28 protein-coding genes are annotated in these 24,419 nt (G+C 46.0%); all 28 read left to right on the forward strand.

Features of this window, described 5'->3' with window-relative positions; genetic code table 11:
• Positions 1-6 precede the first annotated feature (6 nt).
• The 28 genes from QBE54_RS04085 (at position 7) to QBE54_RS04220 (ending at position 24,404) form a co-directional block, all read left to right on the forward strand.
• Positions 7-486, forward strand: a complete 480-nt coding sequence (locus QBE54_RS04085) for a hypothetical protein (RefSeq protein ID WP_369019078.1) — start codon at positions 7-9, stop codon at positions 484-486.
• Between the two features lie 3 nt (positions 487-489).
• A complete protein-coding gene (gene mrdA / locus QBE54_RS04090; RefSeq protein ID WP_369019079.1) occupies positions 490-2,226 on the forward strand; it encodes a penicillin-binding protein 2 in 1,737 nt (578 codons plus the stop codon).
• Positions 2,219-3,301: an FtsW/RodA/SpoVE family cell cycle protein gene (locus tag QBE54_RS04095; RefSeq protein ID WP_369019080.1), complete on the forward strand. Its 1,083-nt coding sequence runs from the start codon at positions 2,219-2,221 to the stop codon at positions 3,299-3,301. Before mrdA ends, QBE54_RS04095 begins: the two co-directional genes overlap by 8 nt.
• 6 nt (positions 3,302-3,307) lie before the next feature.
• Complete coding sequence (locus QBE54_RS04100; protein ID WP_369019081.1) at positions 3,308-5,125, forward strand: TIGR03960 family B12-binding radical SAM protein; 1,818 nt, start codon at positions 3,308-3,310, stop codon at positions 5,123-5,125.
• The gene (locus tag QBE54_RS04105) at positions 5,115-5,747 is read left to right on the forward strand and encodes a TIGR03936 family radical SAM-associated protein (protein WP_369019082.1); all 633 of its coding nucleotides are present in this window, start codon (positions 5,115-5,117) and stop codon (positions 5,745-5,747) included. The genes QBE54_RS04100 and QBE54_RS04105 overlap by 11 nt, the downstream gene beginning before the upstream one ends.
• Complete coding sequence (locus QBE54_RS04110) at positions 5,744-7,228, forward strand: ribonuclease E/G (RefSeq protein ID WP_369019083.1); 1,485 nt, start codon at positions 5,744-5,746, stop codon at positions 7,226-7,228. Before QBE54_RS04105 ends, QBE54_RS04110 begins: the two co-directional genes overlap by 4 nt.
• A gap of 82 nt (positions 7,229-7,310) precedes the next feature.
• Positions 7,311-7,625, forward strand: a complete 315-nt coding sequence (rplU, locus tag QBE54_RS04115) for a 50S ribosomal protein L21 (RefSeq protein ID WP_369019084.1) — start codon at positions 7,311-7,313, stop codon at positions 7,623-7,625.
• Between the two features lie 13 nt (positions 7,626-7,638).
• A complete protein-coding gene (gene rpmA / locus QBE54_RS04120; RefSeq protein ID WP_369019085.1) occupies positions 7,639-7,896 on the forward strand; it encodes a 50S ribosomal protein L27 in 258 nt (85 codons plus the stop codon).
• A gap of 11 nt (positions 7,897-7,907) precedes the next feature.
• Positions 7,908-9,203 carry a GTPase ObgE gene (obgE, locus tag QBE54_RS04125; protein ID WP_369019086.1) on the forward strand — a complete coding sequence of 432 codons (1,296 nt, stop codon included), beginning with the start codon at positions 7,908-7,910 and terminating at the stop codon, positions 9,201-9,203.
• On the forward strand, positions 9,200-10,345 hold the full coding sequence (proB, locus tag QBE54_RS04130; RefSeq protein ID WP_369019087.1) for a glutamate 5-kinase: 1,146 nt from the start codon (positions 9,200-9,202) through the stop codon (positions 10,343-10,345). Before obgE ends, proB begins: the two co-directional genes overlap by 4 nt.
• Positions 10,338-11,591 (forward strand): glutamate-5-semialdehyde dehydrogenase, encoded by a 1,254-nt coding sequence (locus tag QBE54_RS04135; RefSeq protein WP_369019088.1) that lies wholly within the window; start codon positions 10,338-10,340, stop codon positions 11,589-11,591. The genes proB and QBE54_RS04135 overlap by 8 nt, the downstream gene beginning before the upstream one ends.
• Before the next feature lie 16 nt (positions 11,592-11,607).
• Positions 11,608-12,207 (forward strand): nicotinate-nucleotide adenylyltransferase, encoded by a 600-nt coding sequence (gene nadD, locus QBE54_RS04140; RefSeq protein ID WP_369019089.1) that lies wholly within the window; start codon positions 11,608-11,610, stop codon positions 12,205-12,207.
• Complete coding sequence (yqeK, locus tag QBE54_RS04145) at positions 12,197-12,805, forward strand: bis(5'-nucleosyl)-tetraphosphatase (symmetrical) YqeK (RefSeq protein ID WP_369019090.1); 609 nt, start codon at positions 12,197-12,199, stop codon at positions 12,803-12,805. The genes nadD and yqeK overlap by 11 nt, the downstream gene beginning before the upstream one ends.
• Before the next feature lie 52 nt (positions 12,806-12,857).
• Positions 12,858-13,673, forward strand: coding sequence for an LCP family protein (locus QBE54_RS04150; RefSeq protein WP_369019091.1), 816 nt, complete (start codon positions 12,858-12,860; stop codon positions 13,671-13,673).
• Positions 13,670-14,047 carry a ribosome silencing factor gene (gene rsfS / locus QBE54_RS04155; protein ID WP_369019092.1) on the forward strand — a complete coding sequence of 126 codons (378 nt, stop codon included), beginning with the start codon at positions 13,670-13,672 and terminating at the stop codon, positions 14,045-14,047. The genes QBE54_RS04150 and rsfS overlap by 4 nt, the downstream gene beginning before the upstream one ends.
• Before the next feature lie 126 nt (positions 14,048-14,173).
• Positions 14,174-15,370: a methionine adenosyltransferase gene (metK, locus tag QBE54_RS04160; RefSeq protein ID WP_369019093.1), complete on the forward strand. Its 1,197-nt coding sequence runs from the start codon at positions 14,174-14,176 to the stop codon at positions 15,368-15,370.
• Positions 15,371-15,383: 13 nt separating this feature from the next.
• Positions 15,384-16,640, forward strand: coding sequence for an adenosylhomocysteinase (gene ahcY, locus QBE54_RS04165; protein WP_369019094.1), 1,257 nt, complete (start codon positions 15,384-15,386; stop codon positions 16,638-16,640).
• A gap of 78 nt (positions 16,641-16,718) precedes the next feature.
• Positions 16,719-17,120, forward strand: a complete 402-nt coding sequence (gene rpsF, locus QBE54_RS04170; protein ID WP_369019095.1) for a 30S ribosomal protein S6 — start codon at positions 16,719-16,721, stop codon at positions 17,118-17,120.
• Positions 17,120-17,497: a single-stranded DNA-binding protein gene (locus QBE54_RS04175; RefSeq protein WP_369019096.1), complete on the forward strand. Its 378-nt coding sequence runs from the start codon at positions 17,120-17,122 to the stop codon at positions 17,495-17,497. The genes rpsF and QBE54_RS04175 overlap by 1 nt, the downstream gene beginning before the upstream one ends.
• A gap of 23 nt (positions 17,498-17,520) precedes the next feature.
• Positions 17,521-17,766 carry a 30S ribosomal protein S18 gene (gene rpsR, locus QBE54_RS04180; RefSeq protein WP_369019097.1) on the forward strand — a complete coding sequence of 82 codons (246 nt, stop codon included), beginning with the start codon at positions 17,521-17,523 and terminating at the stop codon, positions 17,764-17,766.
• Between the two features lie 8 nt (positions 17,767-17,774).
• Positions 17,775-18,698, forward strand: a complete 924-nt coding sequence (locus tag QBE54_RS04185; RefSeq protein ID WP_369019098.1) for a YybS family protein — start codon at positions 17,775-17,777, stop codon at positions 18,696-18,698.
• 15 nt (positions 18,699-18,713) lie between these two features.
• Entirely contained in the window at positions 18,714-19,178 is a 465-nt protein-coding gene (gene rplI / locus QBE54_RS04190; protein ID WP_369019099.1) for a 50S ribosomal protein L9, read from the forward strand.
• 47 nt (positions 19,179-19,225) lie between these two features.
• Positions 19,226-20,512, forward strand: a complete 1,287-nt coding sequence (gene dnaB, locus QBE54_RS04195; protein ID WP_369019100.1) for a replicative DNA helicase — start codon at positions 19,226-19,228, stop codon at positions 20,510-20,512.
• Positions 20,513-20,587: 75 nt separating this feature from the next.
• Positions 20,588-21,352 carry a basic amino acid ABC transporter substrate-binding protein gene (locus tag QBE54_RS04200; RefSeq protein ID WP_369019101.1) on the forward strand — a complete coding sequence of 255 codons (765 nt, stop codon included), beginning with the start codon at positions 20,588-20,590 and terminating at the stop codon, positions 21,350-21,352.
• 22 nt (positions 21,353-21,374) lie between these two features.
• Complete coding sequence (locus QBE54_RS04205) at positions 21,375-22,031, forward strand: amino acid ABC transporter permease (protein WP_369019102.1); 657 nt, start codon at positions 21,375-21,377, stop codon at positions 22,029-22,031.
• On the forward strand, positions 22,024-22,764 hold the full coding sequence (locus QBE54_RS04210; RefSeq protein ID WP_369019103.1) for an amino acid ABC transporter ATP-binding protein: 741 nt from the start codon (positions 22,024-22,026) through the stop codon (positions 22,762-22,764). The genes QBE54_RS04205 and QBE54_RS04210 overlap by 8 nt, the downstream gene beginning before the upstream one ends.
• 12 nt (positions 22,765-22,776) lie before the next feature.
• Complete coding sequence (locus QBE54_RS04215) at positions 22,777-24,075, forward strand: homoserine dehydrogenase (protein ID WP_369019104.1); 1,299 nt, start codon at positions 22,777-22,779, stop codon at positions 24,073-24,075.
• A 14-nt stretch (positions 24,076-24,089) separates the two neighbouring features.
• Positions 24,090-24,404 (forward strand): bh protein, encoded by a 315-nt coding sequence (locus tag QBE54_RS04220; protein WP_369019105.1) that lies wholly within the window; start codon positions 24,090-24,092, stop codon positions 24,402-24,404.
• Positions 24,405-24,419: the final 15 nt, after the last annotated feature.

Consider the following 24,419-nt stretch of genomic DNA (forward strand, 5'->3'; position numbering starts at 1 on the left):
AACGTTGTGAAACTGGCACGAAAGCATGCTCATCTTTTGGCTGGAATTTTGACACTTCAAATCCTGCTTTTTTTGTTTTCGAGTTCCTGGGGAGAAATTTTCCGAAATTTCTCGCTACTTCCTTTGCTGGTTATACTTTGTGCGCTGAAACAAAACTGGTTGGGCCTGGGTATTTGTATTCTGTCTGGCTTTTTACTGGATATTTTTTCTTTTGCTACTTTTGGAAGCTTTCTCTTTAAGTCCGCCTTCCTTTTTTTTGTAACCGGTCTCTGGTTAGAGTTTTTTTCTGGTTTGTCGCTTTATGTGCTTTTGACTCTTCTGGTGTTTATCGAAGTATTTCTTAACCGGTTTGCCGTTTTTCTTCTGACCTGGGGTAAAGAATCGCTTTTTCAGCATTTTCCACTATTAACATTTATTCTTAATCTGGCTGTTGGGTATTTGCTCATTTTTCTTGTCGTGGGAAACTCAGGTCCTGAGGAGCGTTAAAAAATGGAGAATCAAAAGACAATTTTGGACCGGAGAATAGAAGTCCTGATCTGGATACTGGGGATTATCTTTATTGCGCTTTCGGCCAGGCTCTGGCAGATTAGTGTTTTGCAGGGAGAAATTTTTAAGGAAAAGTCCGAGGCCAATAGGATCAGGATAATCGAGCTTCGAGCTCCTCGGGGGATTATTTACGACCGTAACGGCGAAATTCTGGCCGAGGATGTGCCACAATTCCAGATTGTTTTTCGCCCCGGTTCTCTGGGCCTTGAAGAAGCTGTTTCTAAGCTTGAGGCACTTTTCAAAGGGAGAATAGCCATCAATCCCAAGCAGCGTTCAACCAATGAGTGGATTTTGTGTGACAACCTGAGCCTTGAGGAGGTAATCCGTTTTGAAGAAGCGCGCCAGGAACTACCGGGGCTTTCTGTAGAGACCATTCCCATGCGTTTTTATCCCCATGGAGAGTATGTCTTTCATGTGGTGGGTTATGTGGGGAAAGTCACTCTTCAGGAAGTTGAGAAAGGCGATTACAACATTCAGGATTTTTCAGGTAAAGGAGGAGTGGAGCTTTTTTACGATAAATTGCTTCGGGGTGAGAAAGGGTTTAAAAAGTTGGAAGTGGACGCTAAAGGGAGAGTGTTGAGGGTTCTGGAGAATCAGCCGCCCCATTTTAGGAATTCGATAGCGCTTACCCTGGATTTGCCTTTTCAGAAATTTTGCATGAATTTGCTGAAAGACAAAAAAGGTGTGATTATTGCTGGAAATCCACGTACAGGAGCGATTTTTTCCCTGGCCAGTTCCCCTGCTTTTGACCCTAACCAGCTGAGCAAAGGGATGTCGCAGGAGGAATGGGAGGCTCTTTCCAGAGATCAATCTTTTCCGTTGACCAACCGGGCGACTCAGGCTCTTTATCCTCCTGGTTCGGTTTTTAAACTTCTTGTTGCTCTTGCTGCTGCTGAGGAAATGCCGGATCTGGATGAAAAGACTTTTTTCTGCCCGGGATACTTTGAGCACAATGATTGGAAATATCCCTGCTGGAAGAGGGGAGGGCATGGAAGGATTTCCTTTAAAGAGGCCATCGCACAATCCTGTAATGTTGTTTTTTATCAGCTGGGCCTTCAGCTGGGAGTTGAAAAACTCGAAGAATATGCTCGCTTGCTGGGCTTTGGTTCACCGACCGGGATTGACCTGCCTGGTGAAATTGGGGGCTTTTTCCCCAATCCAATCTGGAAAAGGCGCCAGTATGGAGAACCGTGGTATCCGGGTGATACTATTAACCTTGCCATAGGACAAGGTTACTTGATGGTGACTCCTCTTGAGATTTACAGGATGATATGCGTTCTGGCTAATCGAGGTGTATTTTGCCAGCCTCATCTTCTGGATAGAGTCATTGATAACCAGCGAGGGGAAATACTGGCATTTGAACCTTTTCAGCAAAAAGTTGCTTCTTTCAAAGAAGAAACCTGGAGGAAAGTCATAGATGGAATGCGACTTGTGGTCAAGCAGGGCACGGGAAAAGCTTGTGCGGATTTGGGAATAGATCTGGCGGCAAAAACCGGTACTGCTCAGAATCCCCACGGTGAGGACCATTCCTGGTTTGCCGGTTTTTTCCCTGCTGACCAGCCTGAATTTGCTTTCGTGGTTATGATAGAACATGGTGGAGATGGAAGTGGGGAAGCAGCAGGTACTGCTCGGGCAATGATAGAGTGGTGGTTGAAAAACAGGGGAAAAAGCCATGACTAAACGAAACTGGCTTTTGCTGGTTGCCATTGCTTTGACTATCTGTGGGTTGTTTGCCGTGTACAGCGTTGATCCTTTGCGAGATGAGGGATTTTCTCTGGCAAGTTTTCATGGTAGGCAAACCCTGTGGGCGGCTGTGGGCTGGTTACTCTTCTGGCTGATTGCCAGAAGAGTAGAAGTGAGTAGATTTTTCGAGTGGAAGTGGGCGCTTTACATTCTCATGATACTTGCTCTGGTTGCAGTCCTTCTCTTTGGGGAAGGAGATGAAGCTGGGGTTCGAAGATGGCTTTTCTCTAAATCCGTGCAGCCGTCGGAATTTGCAAAACTCGCCTTTTCCTTTTTTCTGGCTGCTTACCTTGCAGAAAGAGAAGAGGAGTTTGGATACTGGAGTTTATTTCTTAAAACTCTTTTTCTGACGGGCATACCAGCTTTCCTCATTTATCTTGAGCCGGACCTGGGTACCGCGCTGGTGCTGGTGGTAATCTGGTTTGTTGGGCTTTTGCTCAGTGGTTTTTCTGCTAGAAGAATTCTGGGAATAATTGCTTTACTGGTAGCACTATTTTCTCTATCCTGGCCTTTTCTCAAGGACTACCAGAAGGCCAGGTTGCTGGTGTTTATAAATCCTCAACGAGACCCTCTGGGAAGTGGGTACAACGTTATTCAGTCTTTGATTGCTATTGGAGCTGGTGGCTTCTTGGGAAAGGGTTTTCTTGCAGGCTCTCAAAGCCAGCTGCGTTTTTTGCCTGCAGCATACACAGATTTTATCTTTGCTTCCTGGTGTGAGCAGTTTGGATTCGTCGGAGGGTTTTTGATAATCGTCCTGCTTTCGATTATGTTATACTTGGTTTTCAGTATCGCAAGAAGCGTGCCTGAGCTGGAAGGAAAGTTTGCAGTTGTTTTTCTGGGGAGTATTTTACTTTTTCAGTCGACGGTAAATATAGCTATGAATCTGGGATGGGCTCCAGTTACTGGAATCCCTCTTCCTTTTGTGAGTTATGGGGGTAGCTCGTTGATGATGAGCCTCCTTTCAATAGCTTTTATCTATCGCATTGCTGCTCGGAGCATAGAAAGTGGGTGAAAAGAGATGGAAATAGAGGAGCTTTTTAAGAGTAACCAGCTTCTGCGTTTTAAGAAGCCAGGAAGATACCTGGGTAAGGAATGGAATGTGGTGGTCAAAGATAGTCGACAGGTCGTGGTGAACGTTTGCCTTGCCTTTCCAGATGTTTATGAGATTGGAATGTCCCATCTTGGTTTGCGAATTCTCTACCATCTTTTTAATGCGCTCCCTTTCTGCCGTGCTGAAAGGGCGTTTCTTCCCTGGCCGGATCTGGGACAATTTTTGCTTCAGAAAAAGTTGCCCCTTTTTTCTTTGGAAAGCCGCACTCCTGTGAAGGAGTTTGATGTGCTCGGTTTCAGCCTTCAGCACGAGCTTAGTTATACCAGCATACTGTATTTTTTGGAATTGGCTGGTATTCCGTTTAGAGCTTCAGAAAGAGGAGAAGATTTGCCGCTGGTTATAGGAGGAGGGCCATGTGTTTTTAATCCGGAACCTGTAGCTGAGTTTTTTGATGCTTTCTTTCTTGGAGAAGCAGAGGAAGCTGTGCCTGAAATCGCTCAGGTGCTCAAAGAAACAAAAGGTGAGGACCGGGATAAAATACTGGATGAACTTTCTAAGATAAAAGGCGTGTATATTCCGTCCCGGTATCGGGTTTACTACGATATTCAGGGTAGAGTAGCAAAGATAATCGCCTCTGAGAGCGTGCCCTTACCCGTTAAAAAGAGAGTGGTTTCGGATCTTAACGCTGTGCCTTTTCCAGAAAAGATGCTGGTGCCTTACGTGAGCATTATTCATGATAGAATTCCTCTGGAGATAGCTCGGGGCTGTGGAAGAGGTTGCCGTTTTTGCCAGGCAGGAATGGTCTATCGCCCGGTGCGGGAACGTTCTCTGGACTCTCTGGTCGAACTTGCGAAAAAACTGGTTAAAAGTACTGGGTACGAGGAAGTGTCCCTGGTTTCCTTAAGCTCTACTGATCATTCTCAAATTCGGGAACTGGTATTTCGGCTTGCTCGGGAACTGGAACCTTTAAAGGTGAACATTTCGTTACCTTCCTTGAGAATGGACCTTTTTTCAGTGGAGCTGGCCGAAAGCATTGCGAAGGTGAGGCGCAAGGGACTTACCTTCGCTCCTGAGGCAGGCACAGACAGGATGCGCCGGGTTATTAACAAGGGTTTGAACGAAGAAGACGTTTTCCATACTCTGGAGAAGGTTTTCAAGGCGGGATGGGCCAGGGTAAAATTATATTTTATGATTGGTCTCCCTTTTGAAAGGGAGGAAGATGTTCTGGGTATTGTCAAGCTTTGTGAGGGCATTTTACGTTTGGGGAAAAAAGTGGCCAGAAGGAGAGTGGAACTTAATCTCAGTGTGGCAGCCTTCGTCCCCAAACCCCACACACCTTTTCAGTGGGTTGCTCAGGAAGATAAAAGAAGTTTGTGGGAAAAAGTTCAGCTTCTGGAGAAAGGTTTAGCTCGTTTGCGAGGGGTTTCCTGGCACTGGTCTGATTTGGATGCGAGTTTCATTGAGGCTTTGCTCGCCAGGGGTGACCGAAAACTAAGCAGAGTTTTGGAAAAAGCCTACACAAAAGGTGCTAAAATGGAAAGCTGGAGTGAGTTTTTTAAGATAGATTACTGGTATGGAGCGATGGACGAGGAAGGTTTGGACGGTGCTTTCTATGTTAACAGAGAAAGAAGTTTTGCAGAAATTCTACCCTGGGAACATCTGGATTGTGGAGTGAGTAAACAGTTTATGTGGCAGGAATTGAAACGGGCTCAAGGTGAAGAACTCACTTTACCCTGCTTTGGTACTGAGAATTGTTCGCGATGTGGGGTCTGCTATGGAACGTGAACAGCGCTTTGGTTACCGTATAATGCAATTTAAGCTCGCTCCTTTTCACCTTATTTCTCAACTGGATATGAATCGCTTGTGGGACAGAGTTCTCCGTAGGGCGGGCTTGCCGGTTTTGTTTTCTCGGGGTTTCAACCCCAGGCCTCTGGTTTCCTTTGCCCCAGCTACCCCTTTGGGTGTAGAAAGCAAAGCCGAGTATCTGGATGTTTTCTTTGCGGAACGCTTGCAGGAAGAGGAGCTCCGTGCTGTTTTAAACCGGGAGTTGCCACTCGAGCTTGGAGTGCAAGCAGTTGGAAAACTCCATCCAGGCGAAAAGAAGGTTGCTGGGATGATTCGGGGATTTCTTTATACCTTTTATTTTTCCAAAAAAATAAAGTTGAATATGGAGGATGTGTTGAAACATCTCCCTGACGGAGTGAGTTTTTGTTCTTCCGTGTCAGATGAACGGCCTGAGCAGCAAGCTGGAGCGTATGCTTTCAGTTTTGTTTTCGAAGGAAAGAGCCTTTTTTTGAACCCTTTTCAGTTTGCAAAAAGCCTTGGTGTTGATGTAGACAAGGAGGAGCTTCTTGGAGTGGTTAAAGAGAAAGCGCTTTTCAACAACAAGGAGGTTTCACGAAGTTGAGGAAGGAACTGGTCATAGACGTTTCTGAAATAGAGGTACGTGCTGCTTTGCTTGAGGAGGGAAAGGTGGTCGAATTTTTCTTTGAGCGGAGTACTGATTTGCATATCGCGGGAAATATTTTTAAAGGCATCGTTGAAAACGTGTTGCCTGGAATTCAATCGGCTTTCGTGAACATTGGTCTTGACAAAAATGCTTTTCTTTTTGCCGGAGATATGCTACTTGAAGACAAAGAGAAGCCTCGCAGGATTGAAGAACTTTTGCATCCTGGCCAGGAATTGGTAGTGCAGGTTACCAAAGAACCAATGGGAACCAAGGGAGCAAGGGTCAGCACCAAAATCACGCTTCCGGGACGCTACGTGGTGCTTATGCCGGGAATAGACTTTATAGGTGTTTCCCATCGCGTTTCGTCTTCTTCAGAGCGGGAAAGATTGAGAAAAATAGCTGAGAACTGCCGCCCCCAGGGAATGGGGATTATTGTAAGGACTGTAGCTGAAGGAAGGAGCAAAGGAGAAATTGAAGAGGATATCCAAACCGTGGTCAGACTCTGGAAGCGCATCTTGGAAAAAGCCGAAGTCGTGGCAGCTCCTGCAGTTCTTTACGAAGAAGCAAGCCTCATTTTTACCCTGATACGGGATTTGTTTGATGAAGAGATGGAAAGAGTTTGGATTAACTCTTTCTTGGCCTATCAAAAAATGCAGGACTTTATAGAATCGCTTTTACCCGGCTTTGGCGAGAGGGTGCATTTCTTTGAGAGTCGGGAAAACATCTTTGAGCACTTTGGAATTGAGAAAGAGTTGGCCCGGGCCTTGAGCCGCAAAGTGTGGCTTAAAAGCGGGGGTTATCTGGTTTTTGACCGTACTGAAGCTATGACCGTTGTCGACGTGAACACCGGCAAATTTGTAGGCAAAAAGGACCTGCAGGAAACTGTTTTAAAGACTAATCTGGAGGCGGCGGAAGAAATAGCACGCCAGGTTCGCTTGCGGGATATTGGAGGAATAATTTTGATAGACTTCATCGACATGAACAAGAAAGAACATCGCAAACAGGTAATAAAGACCCTGGAGAACTCTCTTTTGAAAGACCGCACACGTTGTAGTGTGATAGATATGAGCGACCTTGGTTTGGTAGAAATGACCCGAAAACGGGTTAAAAAGGGCCTGGATTATTTTCTGCAGGAACCTTGCAGCAATTGTAAGGGAGAGGGAAAAGTGCTTTCTCTGGAAACCATTGCGGTTGGTTTTTTAAGGAAGCTTGAAGAAATATGTCGCAACAGCAGTGCCGAATTTGTGGGTGCAACTGTGGGTTCAGAATTAAAGCAGTACCTGGACGAGATTGGTGGAAAATTTATCGAGCGCCTGGAGAGGATTTATAAGAAAAAGATAGAGTGGAAATTTGATGACAATCTCCCGCCGCGACGCTATAGCATCGTGGGAGTGGGTAGCGAGGAAGAAGTTCGCAAAAGGCTTGAAGAAATAGCGTAGTAAAAACTTGGTGGATGTTTGACAAATTACGAGATTCTTGGTACATTCTTTATCGCTTGATCTGGTGGAGGTGATATGGCTTATGCTGGCAATTATTGAAGCTGCAGGGAAGCAATTTCTTGTCAAAGAAGGCTCAACAGTAAAACTTGATAGCTGGGTAGGAGACAAGGGAGAGAAAGTGGTTTTTGAGCGGGTGTTAATGGTGAAAGATGGTGACCAGATTAGCGTTGGTACTCCTTATCTCGAAGGAGTTAAAGTGCGTGGTACTGTTCTTGAAAAGGCGAAAGATCGTAAGGTTTTGGTTTTTAAGTACAAACCTAAAAAGAACTATCGAAGGAAAATTGGCCACCGCCAGCCTAAGACCCTGGTCTACATTGAAGCGGTGGAAACATCCTGAGGAGGTGTGAGTTATGGCCCACAAGAAAAGTGGTGGTAGCGCCAAAAATGGAAGAGATAGCAATTCGAAGCGCTTGGGTGTTAAAGTCTATGGTGGACAATATGTTAAAGCAGGCTCGATAATAGTGAGGCAACGGGGTACTCGTATCCGCCCAGGAAAGAACGTTGGAGTAGGCAAAGATTACACCTTGTTTGCCTTACAGGAAGGCTATGTTCGTTTTGAGGAAAAGCAAGGAAGGAAGTGGGTATCGGTACTGCCGGGTTTAAATTGAACCTGTGATATGTGAATAAAGACATGGTTTTTGTGGACAGAGCTTTGGTTCGAGTGAAGGCTGGAAAGGGAGGAGATGGAGCGGTATCCTTCAGAAGGGAGAAATATGTTCCCCGAGGGGGTCCTGATGGAGGTTCAGGGGGAAAAGGCGGTAGTATTATAGTGCGTGCCGTTTCCCACAAGAGGACTCTTTACGATGTTTCTCTCCTTCACTTTGTTGAGGCTGAACCAGGAGGACCTGGTTCTCGGGGGAAACGTCAGGGCAAAGACGGAAAAGACTGTGTTATTGAAGTTCCTGTGGGCACCCAGGTGTTCGATGCAGAAAGAGAAGTTCTCATTGCTGATTTAGTCAAGGATGGCATGGAAGTAATCGTTGCTCGTGGTGGTAGGGGTGGAAGAGGTAATGCAGCTTTTGCAAGCCCGAGTAACCGGACGCCACGTATTGCGGAGAAGGGGGAACAGGGAGAAGAAAAGGTATTAAGACTGGAGCTTAAAACCATTGCCGAGGTTGGTCTGGCTGGGTTCCCCAATGCTGGTAAATCTACTCTGCTTTCAGTCATCAGTAATGCCAAACCCTTGATAGCTGATTATCCGTTTTCTACCCGTTATCCAGTTTTAGGCGTGGTGGAAAGGAAAGGCGACCGCTTTTTTGTGGTTGATATACCTGGAATTATCAAGGATGCAAGCAAAGGAGCAGGCCTGGGGCTTGAGTTTTTGCGTCATATAGAAAGAGTTCAGGTTATTCTGTGTTTGGTTGATCTTGCCCCCTTTTATGAAGATGAGCCCCTAACTCGTTTTCGGGTGCTTTTGGAAGAGTTTACACAGTACAGTCCTGCCCTGCTTAAGAAAAGAATTTTCGTGGTAGGCACCAAACTCGATGTGCCTGAAGCAAAGCAGGCTTTTCCTTCTTTTAAAGCTGCCTTGCAGAAGGAAGGTTGGAAGGTTTTTGGTATTTCCTCACTGACTGGGGAAGGTATTGAGGAGCTTCTTGACACCCTGCAGGAGAGCGTGGTGGAATTGCGGAAGCAGGAGGTAGAAAGAGAGCCGGCTCCTGTTCCTGTTGCTGAGCCTGAGGCAAAAACTTCCAGAGTGTATCGGTTTGAGTCAGAGTTTTTGAGAAGGCTGGTTGAAGAAGTGGCTGTTTCTGTTCAAGGGGAAAGTAAGGTTTTTGAAAAACAGCTTAACCAGCGGTTGAGCGAGTCAGGTTTTATGAAGTATTTTGAACGCATGGCTTTAGGGAGCACGGTTGAAGTTGGGCCATATCGTTTCTACTGGGATGGTAAAGGATTGAAAATCTTGGGAGAATGAAAAGAGAGGCTCTTATACGTCACAGCAAGAGAATAGTTATCAAAGTAGGTTCTTCTCTCCTTTTTGAAGGCCTGCAGTTCAGAAATGAGCGTTTCGAGAGTTTAGCGGCCAGTGTTTCCTGGTTGCTCGATCAGGGAAAGGAAGTGGTTCTGGTTACCTCTGGTGCGGTGGCCTGCGGCATGATTGCCCTGGGAGATTCTGTAAGGAAGTCGCAGGATATCCCCTTCAAGCAGGCTTTATCCAGCGTGGGGCAGAGCATTTTGATGCGCTTTTATCTTGAGGCTTTCTCTAAGTATGGTCGCAAAGTGGGGCAGATATTGCTTGCTCCGGAAGATGTCCACTATCGCAGGAAGTACCTGAATGCCAGAAACACCATAGAAACGTTGTTGAATCTTGGGGTTGTTCCGGTGGTCAACGAAAACGACACCGTTGCTGTTGACGAGATAAAGTTTGGTGATAACGACAGGCTTTCTGCACTGGTTTCTGCTCTGATAGATGCTCATTTGTTGGTAATCCTTTCTGATGTGGAAGGTTTGTTTACTCGTGACCCTCGTCTTTTTAAAGATGCGACCCTGGTGAAAGAAGTTTTCTCCATTGACGAAAATATTGAGGCAATGGCTGGAGGAGAGGGTTCGCATTTTTCGACCGGGGGCATGAAGAGCAAAATCATGGCTGCCCGCATGGCTACCCTTTCTGGTACCGCTGTAATCATTGCTTCTGGTAGAGACTTTGGGATTATTAAAGATATCTTTTTAGCGCGAGAAGTGGGTACTTTCTTTTACCCTCAGAAAAGGGGCATTCGAAGCAGAAAGCGTTGGATAGCTTTTGGAATGCTACCTGGTGGGAAAGTTTTTATTGATGAGGGTGCTAAGAAGGCGCTGAACGAAGGTAAAAGTCTTTTGCCTCCAGGAGTTATAGGGATTGAGGGCGATTTTGAAGTAGGCGAATGCGTGGAGATATTTGATGCTACTCATAAAAGAATTGGACGGGGACTTGTGAATTACTCCAGTGAGGAATTAAAGATAATTTCGGGTTTAAGAACCCACCAGGTGAGAAAGGTTCTGCAGCGTGAAAACTTGGAAGAAGAGGTAATTCATGCGGACAATTTAATTTTGCTCGAGGAGGAGGAAAAAGATGGATGAAGTAGTCCTGGAAGTAGGAAGAAAGGCCAAGCAAGCCTCTTTTGTGCTTGCCAAATTGTCAACTCTGGAGAAAAATGCTTTTTTAAACTGTCTTGCGGATGTTCTCTGGGAAAGAAAAGAAGAAGTAATAGAAGAAAACAAAAAGGACGTGCAAGACGCAGAAGCCAAAGGAATGAAGCGTTCTCTTGTGGATCGTCTTGCCCTTTCTGAGAAAAGAATCGCCGACATGGCGGAAGGGTTGCGGGAAGTTGCAGCATTACCCGATCCCGTGGGAGAAGTTATCGAAGGCACCAAAAGGCCCAATGGTCTGATAATTTCTAAGGTAAGAGTTCCTCTGGGGGTTTGTGCCATCATCTACGAAGCTCGTCCTAACGTTACTATTGATAGCATCGGGCTTTGCATTAAAGCTGGCAATGCCGTCATCTTGAGAGGCAGTTCCTCGGCTCTCCGTTCTAACCGTGCTCTGGTTAAGATAGCCCGTGATGCACTTAAAACCCGTGGCTTACCCGAAGACGCTGTTTCACTCCTCCAGAGTGGAAAACATGAAGAAGTGAATGCTTTATTGAAAATGAGAGAATACGTTGATGTAGTTATTCCCCGAGGAGGGGCTGAGCTTATCAATACAGTGGTGCAAAACGCAAGTGTTCCGGTGATTGAAACTGGCGTTGGTAACTGCCATGTGTACGTGGACTGTAGCGCTGATTTGGAGCAAGCGGTCAGGATAGTAGTCAATGCCAAGACCCAGCGACCAAGTGTTTGTAATGCTTGCGAAACACTCCTAGTTCACGAAGGCATTGCTGAATCCTTTTTACCTTTGGCAGCTCAAGCCCTTTGGGAAAAAGGTGTAGAACTGAGGGGGTGCCCTCAAACCAGAGCAATACTTGGGGAGAAAGTCCAGGAAGCTACTGAGGAAGACTGGCTTACTGAGTATCTGGATTTGATTCTGGCGGTTAGGGTGGTCAAAGGTGTTGAGGAAGCCATAGCCCATATAAATCGTTATGGCACCAAACATTCCGAAGCCATAGTTACCAGCGATTATGCTGCAGCTAAGAAGTTTGTGGAAGAAGTAGACGCTGCCTCGGTTTATGTAAACGCTTCGACAAGATTTACTGATGGGGGCCAGTTTGGCATGGGTGCAGAAATTGGTATTAGCACCCAAAAGCTTCATGCTCGCGGGCCTATGGGTTTGAGAGAGCTTACCACTTACAAGTTTGTGGTTCTGGGTTCGGGACAAATTCGAGAGTAATTGCTGGATTGGAGGTTTGGAGTTTTTGGCGAGAAAGGGAATAATGGGTGGAACCTTTGATCCCATACATTATGGTCACCTGGTCACTGCAGAAGAGGTGCGCGATTACTTCAACCTTGACGAGGTCGTTTTTGTACCTTCGGGAAGACCTCCTCATAAAGTTGGTCAGAAGATTACCGACCCTGAACACAGGTATCTCATGGTGGTGCTTGCTACGGTAACTAATCCTTACTTTAGCGTCTCTCGTGTAGAAATTGAAAGGCCTGGCCCTTCCTACTCCATCGATACGGTTCGCTATTTTAGAAAGCTCTGGGGAGAAGAAACGGAGATATTCTTTATAACCGGCGCTGATGCCTTTGCCCAGATTTCGACCTGGAACAATCCTCAGGAACTTTTGACTATGTGCACCTTTGTTGCCGCGTCAAGACCTGGTTACAAGCTCAATATCGACAGGAATTTTCGTGATAATGTGAGGGTTATAGAAGTTTCTGCTCTGGCTATTTCCTCTTCAGAAATCCGCAGGAGAGTACGCCGGGGAGAGTCAATCAAGTACCTTTTGCCGGAAGCTGTTGAACATTATATCTATAAAACTGGGCTGTATAGAGATGAAATTTGAGCATATTCAAAAGAAGCTGGAAGGTATGCTTTCTCCTTGCCGGTTTGAGCATTCAGAAAGGGTGGCAAAAGAGGCGGCAGCTCTGGCTGCTTGTAATCACCTTGATGAGGAGAAAGCCTTTTTAGCTGGTCTTTTGCACGATTGTTTGCGGGACTTTCCGCTTGAAAAAATGTCTTCTTTTCTCCCTCCCTGGGTTGGGTGGGAAATTTGGAGCATTCCTGCCATTCATCATGCCTTTGCTGCTCCAGCTTTTATCAGGGAAGTGCTGGGGGTCAAGGATTTTTCGATTTTACGGGCTATTTGCTGGCATGCTACAGCCTGTGAAACGATGGGAAAATTTGATAAGCTTTTATTTGTGGCCGATATTTGTGAACCTGGAAGGACATTTGAAGAGGCCAGAAAAATCAGAGATTTAGCTTATAATAACCTGGATCAGGCTTATTTTTACTCGTTGAAGGTGAAGTTAAAATACCTTGTTTCTGGCGGGAAAATCATTTATCCTGCCACCCTTCGAGCCTGGAATGTAGAATCAAGAAAGTGGGGTATTGAAGAAAGTGGAAACTTCGAAAAAGAAGGGAAAAAGACGTACCAGGTCTAAATTCAGGACTAAAATACTCTTTCTGTTTCTGGGCTTTTTCGCCGGTTTTGTGATGCTTTTTGTTTTTAATGCCCCCTTTAGGGAAGCGCTTTTTAAGAAAGTGCTCGGTTATGATACCCCGGAGAATACCTGTATACTGGTGGTTGGTCAGGATAGCATCAAGCCTTTACGGAGCGATACCATAATACTTGTTTTTCTAAATACCGAGCGTAATCGGATTATGCTGTACTCAGTTCCCCGCGATTCGCGTTTTTATATCCCAGACCGGGAACGGTATGACAAGATTAACCATGCCTATGCTTTTGGAGGAATAAAGCTTTTGAAGAAAACCCTTGAGGAAGGTTTGGGTATTTCAATCCCTTATTTTGTAGAGGTTGACTACGAGGGGTTTGAGAAAGTTATTGACCTTCTGGGTGGGGTTGAAATAGAGGTTGAGGAACGTATGAAGTATCAGGATAAAGCACAGAATTTCTTTATAGATCTTGCGCCAGGGCGACAAGTGCTTGATGGTGAAAAGGCACTGCAATATGTGCGCTTTCGAGCTGATAAGCTTGGAGATATTGGACGGATAAAACGACAGCAAAAATTTCTACAAGCTCTTCTTGAGAAAATGGAGCAACTGGATAATATTGTAAAAGCTCCCGAAATTTTGGAAAGCTTACGTTCGGCTCTGGTTACCAACCTCCAGACGGAAGAGTTGATAAGAATTGCCCTGTGGTATAAAGGCCTGGAGGAAAAAGATATTCGTTTTGTAATGATGCCTGGTGAGCCTACGTATATCGAAGGTGTTAGCTACTGGAAACCTGATTTTGAAGAGGCCAGGAAAATAATTTTAGATTTTTTTGATGAGGAGGTTTCTAATCCTTGAAGGGGGTTCTGCGAAAGATACACATTGCCCAGGAAGCTGCCAGGAGTAAAAAGGCTTATGACTTGGTAGTGATTGACTTGAGAGGGCTTTTCCCTTTCTCTGATTTCTGGTTGATTTGTAGTGGCACTTCAAGCGTGCAGACCCGAGCCATTGCAGAAGAAATTATGGAAAAGATGCAGGAACATTCTTTCCGGCCTTTGCATGTTGAGGGCGAAGATACTGGGGAATGGATTTTACTGGACTATGGTGATTTAATAGTTCATATTTTCCGTGAAGCGGAACGCTCTTTTTATCAGCTGGAAAAATTGTGGAGGAAAGCGCCACTTGTTTATTCGGAGAGGGAAAACGTGGATTTGCTGGAAGATATACGTTGACAAATCTCTTTCTTTTTGATACTTTACTTTTCCTGGTCCCCCTGAGTGGGGGCTATTTTTGTTGTTTTGGCATTTATTTTTTAAAACATAAAGGAAGAGAGGTTCCTGTGGAAAGGGGGAGAGGATGTGGACAATGGAAGATATCAAATCACCTCTGAATCGGTAACCGAGGGACATCCTGACAAAATAGCAGACCAGGTTTCAGATGCCATTCTGGACGCCATTTACGCTCAGGATCCTCTGGGAAGAGTGGCTGTGGAGACATTGGTTGCCACGGGTTTGGTTTTTGTGGCCGGGCAAATTAGCACCACTTCTTATGTTGATATTCCTCAGGTAGTGAGGAGTACGGTCAGGGATATAGGGTACACCAGGGCAAAGTATGGTTTTGACTTTGAAACCTGCGCTGTTTTGACAGCTATTGATGAACAGTCGCCGGATATTGCGCTGGGTGTTAACCGTTCTCTGGAAGCCAAAATGGGTGAGGAAATCGAGGATGAAGAACTTTCTCTGGGTGCCGGAGACCAGGGCATGATGTTTGGCTATGCCTGCAATGAGACGCCGGAGCTTATGCCTTTTCCCATTGCTATGGCTCACCGCCTTGCTTATAGATTAGCTGAGGTTCGCAAGAAAGGTGTTTTGCCTTACCTTCGCCCGGATGGAAAAACCCAGGTTACTGTTGATTACGAAGATGGAAAACCTCTGCGCATCGATACCATAATCGTTTCAGCGCAGCACCATCCTGATATCGCTCTTGAAGCGCTTAAAGAGGATATTATCGAACAGGTTATAAAGCCGGTTATTCCTCATGAGTTTCTGGACGAGAAGACGCGTATCCTTGTTAACCCCACCGGCCGTTTTGTGATTGGAGGTCCTCAGGGAGATACTGGGCTTACCGGCCGCAAGATTATTGTGGACACCTATGGTGGTGTGGGAAGACACGGTGGTGGGTGTTTCTCAGGTAAAGACCCCACGAAGGTAGATCGTTCAGCTTCTTATGCGGCGAGGTACGTTGCCAAAAATATTGTGGCGGCGGGCATTGCTGAAAAATGTGAATTTCAGGTAGCGTATGCCATTGGTGTTGCCAGACCTGTTTCCATGTCGGTAAATACCTTTGGTACTGGTAAAATACCAGATCAGGAAATTCTCAAAATTATCCGTGAGATATTTGATTTGCGACCTGGAGCAATTATCAAAAACTTAAAGCTTCGCAGACCTATTTATAAGAAAACTGCAGCCTACGGGCATTTTGGGCGCAATGACCCGGACTTTAGTTGGGAAAAAACCGATCAGGTAGAAGCAATTAGAAAATTGGCTGGAATTTAAAGGAGCGGATATCATGGACTATCATGTGAGAGACCTTGCCCTTGCCCCCGAGGGTAGGAAAAAGATTGAGTGGGTAGCTCGGGAAATGCCTGTAGTATCTGCCATTGGTGAAGAATGGAAAAAAACCAGACCCCTTGAAGGGCTGAAAGTGGCGGCGTGTTTACACGTTACCTCTGAAACAGCGGTTCTCATGCTGGCCCTAAAGAAAGGTGGTGCTCAGATTCGCCTCTGCGCTTCGAACCCGCTGAGCACCCAGGATGAAGTGGCTGCTTCTTTGGTAAGTGATTTTGAAATCCCGGTTTTTGCTATCAGAGGAGAAGACAGGGATACTTATTATCGTCATATTGAGGAAGTGGTTAGTTTTTCTCCTCAAATCACTATGGACGATGGCGCAGACCTGGTTTCTTATCTTCACAAAGAGGGCGGTCCACTTCTTGAGGGTGTCTGGGGGGGCACTGAAGAAACCACTACCGGAGTAATTCGCTTGAGGAGTCTTGCTCGAAGTGGAAAACTTGCCTATCCCATAATTGCTGTCAACGATGCCGACACCAAGCATCTTTTTGATAACCGTTATGGTACAGGCCAAAGCACCATTGAAGGCATATTGCGCGCTACTCACGTTTTGTTGGCCGGGAAAAGATTTGTCGTTGTAGGGTATGGATGGTGTGGAAGAGGCATTGCTATGAGGGCCCGGGGTATGGGGGCTCAGGTAGCGGTTGTGGAGGTGGACCCGATTCGTGCTCTGGAGGCGTTCATGGACGGCAACCTGGTCATGTCTATGGATGAAGCAGCGGAATGGGGAGAAGTGCTGGTTACGGCAACTGGAAATGTTTCGGTGATCCGAAGAGAACACTTCCTTAAAATGCGCGATGGAGCGATTTTGAGCAACGCAGGCCATTTTAACGTGGAAATAGATGTCGAAGCGCTGGAAAAGCTTTGTGTGAACAAAAGGAAAATTCGTGGCATGATTGATGAGTATACCCTTCCTGATGGAAAAAGAATTTTTCTGTTGGGAGAGGGGCGGTTGGTTAATCTTTCCTGTGCAGAGGGTCATCCCCCAGAGGTTATGGATTTAAGTTTTGCCAACCAGGCTCTTTCGGTGTTGTATCTTAAGAAAAATGCTTCTACACTTCCGAAAGACGTTTTTAAGGTGCCCGAAGAAATCGATCGTCAGGTGGCACTGATGAAGTTGGGGCACTTAGGGGTTAAAGTAGAAACCATGACTGAGCGGCAAAAACAATATCTCTCCTCCTGGGAGGAGGGAACCTAACAACCTGTTGGTAGAGAGTTTATTATCCCTGTCTCGTCCTGAGGCGAGACCGTAAAGTCCGAAGGGAGGTTGAATTCATTGAGGAATTATGAGTTAGCTCTTTTGTTGAAGCCACAGCTCAGTGAAGAAGAGGTTCAGAGCGTGGTGGAAAAGGTGAAAGAAATAGTGGTTTCCCGTGGTGGCGAAACGGGAAAGGTGGATTTTTGGGGTCGGAGAAAGCTGGCTTACCCGGTTGAAAAAGAAACCGAAGGGTATTACCTTTTTGTATCCCTGCTTCTGCCTCCGGAGGAGGTGCGGGAAGTAAGCCGTCAGGTTAGGCTTTTACCATCTGTTCTGCGGCATATCCTGGTTCGTGAGCAGGAAGCTAAAGAAAAAAGTGCTCCTTCCAGGGGTGAGCCCCAGGTGAGCGAGGAGGTAAGTGCTACTGTTTCTGGAGAAGAAATGACTCCAGAAAAAAGTAGTGATTCTGGCGAAGAGTAATGTCTCAGCCTACTTTGAACCGTGTTTTTTTGATTGGTTACCTAACCCAAAAACCGGTTCTTCGCTACGTGCCGAGTGGCACTCCGGTAACCAGTTTCCCCTTGGGGGTGTATCGGGGGTACACCTCTGAAGACGGAAAGGAGATACTGGATTATTTCACGGTTATTGCTTGGAAAGACCTGGCGGTATTCTGTGAGGAAAACCTTCGCCGTCATGACTGGGTGTTTGTTGAGGGTAGAATTCAAGTGAGGGCTTATGAAGATGCTTCAGGAAGGAAGCGCAAGGTTTACGAAATAGTTGCCCTGGATGTAAAGAGGCTTTCGGAATTTAAAGGGAGCGAAAGTTCTTCTGATGATAGTGTGCTTAAATTAGATTGAATTGATAAGGAGGCTTTATCGGTATGGCTGAAAGAAACGACGTTAAAAGAAGATTTTTCAGAAGAAAGAAGAAAAAGGGGTGCATATTTTGCATAGAAAAAATTGAAGTGAGCTATAAAGACGTTGATAGGCTGCAGAGATTCCTCAGCGAGCGTGGAAAAATCATCCCCAAAAGAGTTACCGGCAACTGTGCCAAACATCAGAGAATGCTGGCTCGGGCTATAAAAAGGGCCAGAGAGATGGCTTTGTTGCCTTACACTGTTGAGTAAATGATAGCATGCGGAGAACAATATCCACGGTAGAGGGCGCGTTTTTTGCTGCCCTCACCGTGATTCTTTATCTGGGTTCTATATATATTCCTGTTTTTGGCTTGATTTTGAGCTTTCTTTGCCCTTTGCCAGTGATGTTCCTGGTCATCCGTTGGAATCTCAAAGTGGGTTTTCTGGCTGCAGTAGTTGCCACGCTTATCATTCTTGCTTTTGCAGGTTTGTACCAGGCAATAATTTGCTTTGTGGGGTTTTCCTTTCTGGGTATTTTTATGGGAGTTCTGGTTAAAAGAGGATATGGTTGGGTAGAAATTATCGGTCTCGGCGCTCTGGTTTCTCTGCTTTCCAAACTGGCTCTGGTGGGATTAACGCTTCTTTTAATGGGTAAAAATCCCATTCTCGAGAGTTTAAATATTATGGAGCAGGCTTTTGGTCAAGCTTACAGTATGCTGGGTAACCTGGGAGAGGGGTTGGGAGAAAACAGCGTTGAAACTCTTATGCAAATTGTGAAGATGACCATCCCGGCCATTCTGATTCTTGCTGCCCTTTTTGACACTTTTTTGAACTTTATTCTGGGTAGTTGGGTGGGTAAAAGAATAGGGGTTAGATTTCCTCCCTTTCCTGCTTTCAGTGAGTGGCGTTTGCCACCTTCCATGGTTTGGATGTACTTTCTGAGCTGGTTGTTGCTCTTTCTGGGTGGGAGTAGTTTCGTTTACCAGATTGGTTTGAATTTACAACTGGTAACGCAAATTCTTTTCATGGTTCAGGGAGTGGCAGTCCTCAACTTTTTTCTCAGAAAAATTATTGCCCAGCGGGTAGTGAGAGCAATTATAATTATATTTGTGGTGATGCAACCAGTTTTTTCCACGGTGCTTACCTGGTTGGGAGTTTTTGACACCTGGTTTGATTTTAGAAAGCTTCTTAAGAAGAAGTAAAAGGAGAGTGATAATATGCGGGTAATTCTTTTGCAGAGGGTAGAAAACCTGGGCAGAGAAGGAGACGTGGTGGAAGTGAAGCCAGGCTATGCCAGAAATTTTCTTCTGCCACGCAAGCTGGCTATCGAGGCCACTCCAGCAAACATGGCTCAGGTTGAGCATCTTAAGAAAAAGAGAGCACTCCGTGAAGCAAAAGAAATGGAAGAAATTCAGGCGTTGCAGAGCCGCATAGATGGGTTGGTGCTTGAGTTTGTCCGCAAAGCTGGGGAAAAAGGAAAGCTCTATGGGTCGGTAACTTCTTCGGAAATAGCTAAGAAAATCTCTGAAATCCTGGGAGTGGATTTTGACCGCAAATTTATCGCCCTTGAGGAACCCATTAAGGAAGTGGGAGAACAGGAAGTCAAAATTCACCTTGGTAAGGGCAACTATGCCCAGGTCAAAGTAAAAGTAATACCCGAAGAGGGAGAGGCTGAATCCTGAGTATCGATAGAATACCTCCTCACAGTAAGGAGGCCGAGCAGGCTACGTTGGGCTCGGCCTTACTGGACAAAGAAGCTCTTTTAAGAGTTCTCGAGATTCTCAAGCCAGAGGATTTTTATTTTGAAAATCATCGTTTGATTTTTGAAAGCATCTGGGAACTATTTAGTGAGAACCAACCCTGTGACATCGTCACCCTCACCGAAAAACTTCGACAAAAGAACCAGCTGGAACGGGCGGGGGGTATAGAATACATCACCCTTTTAGCGAGTTCTGTTCCTACCGCTGCTAATGTTGAATATTACGCGCGCATTGTTGAAGAAAAAGCTTTAGTCCGTTCTTTAATACAGCTTTGTAATCGCATCGTGAAGGAAAGCTATGAAGGAGAAGAAGATGCAAACGTCCTTTTAGACCGGGCACAGCAGATGATTCTTCAACTTTCCCAGAGAAAGATTCGCTACGACTTTGTGCCACTTAAGGAAATCATTAATCAGGCCTTTGACCGTATAGAAGAACTCTATCGACGGGATGAGCATGTTATTGGCATACCTTCCGGATTTGTGGACCTCGACGCCCTGACCACCGGCTTTCACCCTTCTGACTTTATTGTGGTTGCAGCAAGGCCTGGTATGGGTAAAACCAGCTTTTGCCTGAACATTGCCCAGCACGTGGGTATCCACGCCAAAATACCGGTGGCCATTTTCAGTCTTGAGATGTCGCGGGACCAGATAGCACAGCGTATGCTGTGCAGCGAAGCACGCATAAGTGCAAGCCGGGTGCGTAGAGGCCTGATAACTGAGAAAGACTGGCCGGAGCTGGCTCATGCTGCAGGAAGGCTTGCCGAAGCCCTCATATTTGTGGATGACAGCCCGAACATTTCGGTTATGGAAATCCGTGCCAAGGCGAGACGGCTCAAAGCCGAGAAAAACCTGGGCTTGATCATTGTTGATTACCTGCAACTTATGAGAGGATATGGGCGCTCTGAAAACCGTCAACAGGAAATCTCGGAGATTTCTCGCTCGCTTAAAGGATTAGCTCGTGAATTGAATTTGCCGGTGATTGCAGTATCCCAGCTCAGTAGAGCAGTGGAACAACGCACTCCCAAAAGGCCTCAGCTCTCCGATTTGCGGGAAAGCGGTGCTATAGAACAGGATGCTGATTTGGTTATCTTCATATACCGCGAGGAGTATTACAATCGCAACACCCCCAAAAAAGGTATTGCAGAAATCATTATTGCCAAGCAGCGCAATGGACCGGTGGGCACGGTGGAGCTTGCCTTTCTCGAGGATTGTACGCGCTTTGAAAACCTCTCCAAAAGAGCAGAGCCAGGTTTTTGAAGGTTGGGTAGAAGATTCGTTGACACTGTTTCTTGAAGGATGGTATTATTTTCGAAAACAAAGGAGGCGGTGTTTGTGAAGAGATTTTTAGTTTGTTTATTGGTACTGGTTATGACACTTTTTGCTTTTGGGTTTGCCTTTGCTTCAACCCTTGATGAAATCAAGGCCAGGGGTCAACTGATCATTGGCACTGACGCAACGTATCCCCCAATGGAATTTCATGACGAAAACGGTGAAATCGTGGGTTTTGATATTGACCTGGGCAGGGCTATAGCCGAAGAGTTGGGAGTTGAGGCTGTTTTTGTGGATACTGCTTGGGATGGCATTTTCCCTGCTCTGGATGCCAAAAAATTCGACGTCATCATTTCTTCAACCTCCATCACCGAAGAGAGGTTAAAGTCCAAAGAGATGAGCGATCCCTATTATGTTACCTCTCAAGCCATTGCTGTGTTGAAGGATAACGATTCTATTAAAGGCCCAGAAGACCTGGTTGGCAAGGTGGTTGCTGTGCAAATCGGCACCACTGGCGACCTTGCGGTTTCCGAAATTGAAGGGGTAACTGTAAAGCGTTTTGACACCATTGACAAGGCTTACATGGAGGTTTTGAATGGAAGAGCCGATGCAGTGGTGAACGACCTTTCTGAAGTTGCTTACCGGATGCGCATGCTTCCTCAAATGAAAATAGCAGGAACTTTCCGTGAAGGTGAGGACCGCTACGGAGTTACTATGCGTAAAGGGGATGTCGAGCTTTTGCAGGCCATCAATGAAGCGCTGCGCAAGATTAAAGAATCTGGTAAATATGACGAGATATACAATAAGTGGTTTGGTAGCAATCAATAAAATTTTCAGGAGGAAGTAAGGTTTGCACTTTGACTTTGCAGCCCTTTTCCGTGCTTTTCCTGCTCTTTTAATTGGAGCCTCAATGACTCTGAGGGTTACTGCGTTTTCCATTGCCCTGGGGTTGGTGATAGGCATTCTGGCAGGGTTGGGTCGGGTTTGGCCCAACCCTGTTCTTCGTCTTATTTCTTCGGCTTATATCGAACTTATCCGGGGTACTCCCCTTCTGGTGCAGATATTCATTGTGTATTTTGCTCTTCCTTCGCTGGGTCTTAACCTGGACCCTTTTGTTGCTGGAATTATTGCGATGGGTATCAACAGTGGTGCTTATGTGGGCGAAATTGTGCGGGGAGGTATTGAATCCATTGCCCAGGGACAGATGGAAGCTGCCCGTTCCTTGGGTATGACCTGGGGGCAGGCCATGCGCTACGTGATTCTTCCTCAAGCTTTCGTGCGTATTTTGCCTCCTCTGGGCAATGAATTCATTGCGCTTTTAAAAGATTCTTCGCTGGTTTCCACCATTGCCATTGCCGAACTCACCCGTACTGGTCAGATTATCATTACCAGAACTTTTAAATCCTTCGAAATCTGGACGGGAGTGGCTTTGTTCTACTTTTTAATGACCTATGCGATTTCCAAAGTGGTGAAATACTCGGAAAAGAGGCTCCAGTACAATGAGTGAGTGGGTCATCGAGGTTGAGAGTCTTAACAAGTATTTTGGGAAACACCATGTTTTAAAAGATATTGACTTCAGAGTTCGCTTTGGAGAAGTAGTAGCGATTATCGGGGCCTCTGGTTCTGGTAAGAGTACTCTCCTGCGCTGCCTGAACGGTCTGGAGCCGATACAGAGCGGCAGAGTGCTGGTGGATGGTGTGGATATTCACCAGAACGGAGTGGACCTGAATAAAGTCAGGCAGTCCATCGGGATGATTTTTCAGAATTTTAACCTTTTTCCTCACATGACGGTCCTCCAGAATATCACACTGGCCCCGGTCAAGGTGAAAAAAATACCTCTTCAGGAGGCTCAGAAAATAGCCCGAAACTTTCTCCAGAAGGTGGGTTTGCTCGACAAACAGGACGCTTATCCCTGGCAGCTTTCGGGAGGCCAAAAGCAGCGAGTGGCCATTGCTCGTTCTCTGGCGATGAACCCCAAGGTTATGATGTTCGACGAGCCCACCTCAGCGCTGGATCCAGAGACAGTCAAAGACGTTTTAGAAGTTATGAAGGAGCTGGCGCAGGAGGGAATGACCATGATTGTGGTGACCCATGAGATGGGCTTTGCCAAGGAGGTTGCTGACCGAGTTGTGTATATTGACGATGGTAAGATTATAGAAGAGGGTACTCCAGAAGAAATTTTTTACAACCCCCGCAACGAACGCACCAGAGCTTTTTTGAGTAAAGTAATCAACATTTGAAGGAGGAGCAGTATGGAGGAAAAGAGGACCAGGGTTAACATCGGTATTATTGGTTTTGGGACTGTAGGTTCCGGCACGGTCAAGGTTCTCTGGGAACAGAAGTTCGAGATAGAAAGAGCACTTGGTGTGACTGTTGAAGTGGTAAAAATCGTTGATAAAGACTGGATTAGAAGCCGTTCCATTGTAATTCCTCCCTCGCTGCGCGGTGAAGACCCTGCTGAAATCTTGAACGACGATTCCATTGACATTGTGGTGGAAGCGATAGGAGGCCTGGAGCCAGCTTTTAGCATTGTAAAAGAGGCTCTGGAACGGGGTAAAACTGTGGTGACTCCAAACAAGGAACTTATTGCCAAAAAGGGAAAGGAACTCCTGCAAGTGGCCTTGCAAAGCGGTAGTGAGCTTTTCTTTGAAGGCTCGGTGGGCGGGGGTATTCCCATAATTCATGCCCTTAAGGAACAGCTTCTGGGAGATGACATTGAGGAAATTTTTGGTATCGTCAACGGCACCACCAATTTTATTCTTTCTGAAATGTCCTTGAAGGGTGTGTCCTACCAGGAAGCGCTTAGAGAAGCACAGAGGCTTGGTTATGCAGAACCAGTACCCACCATGGATGTGGAGGGTTTTGACGCTGCGTACAAAATTGCTATTCTCGCTTCGCTTTCTTTTCGTACCCAGGTGGATGTTGACCAGGTGTACAGGGAAGGTATTACCGCTTTACTGCCTCAAGATATTGATTTCGCGCGGGAACTTGGTTACGTTATAAAACTTCTGGCTATCGCTAAAAAAGATAAAAATCAGCTTGAATTGAGAGTGCATCCGGTGCTTCTGCCTTCCTGGCACTCTTTAGCTTCGGTAAATGGCGTTGAGAATGCCATCTTTGTGAAGTCAAGAACTCGCAATTTGACCTTTATAGGTCCAGGTGCTGGTGGAGAAGCTACGGGTAGTGCCATCGTGGGTGATATAATAGAGGCGATAAGAAACTTGAAGTACTCCTGCCGGGGGAGAGCGGGGTATAACTTCACTGCTAATTTTCCGGTTAAGCCTATGAAAGAGGTCGTTAACCAGTATTGTGTGAGGATACTGGCTTATGACCGCCCTGGTGTTCTGGGGAAAATAGCTGCTGAGTTTGGGGCTTGTGGAGTAAGTCTTTCGGCGGTGAAGCAACCGGTGAGCGTTCCTGACCAGCTTACCCACATTTACTTTTTAACTCACCATACTCCGGAAAGCCAGTTGCAGCTTGCTCTGGAGCATATCCGTAAACTTTCGGTGGTAAGTGATGCTTTTGCTATCCGTGTTGAAAGCGGTTCTTGAGGAGGGTTTAAAGTTTGGATGGAGAAAAGCTGACCACTTCTCTTTACTGTTTGCAATGCCAGGAAGAAGTGGAGCATGAAATAATTTACCGGGCGGGCATTGTGCAGTCCATCATATGTAAAAAATGTGGTCTGGAAATCGGATTCGATAAGAAAAAGTTGCTGGCTCTTTATGGAGAAGAACTGGTGGAAAGAGTGCTTACCAAACCCAGGCGCTTGAGCGAAGAATATGAAAAGGACCTGACCGAATTCCTGAAAAATCTTCCCTTGCGGATTCTGACCAAGCCCTATCGTATGCTCAAGGAACTTGAGTCCTTTAGAGATTCCTAACCACTTACTCAGATA

Origin of the sequence: Thermatribacter velox (assembly GCF_038396615.1) — a bacterium.
Classification (GTDB): Bacteria; Atribacterota; Atribacteria; order Atribacterales; family Thermatribacteraceae; genus Thermatribacter; species Thermatribacter velox.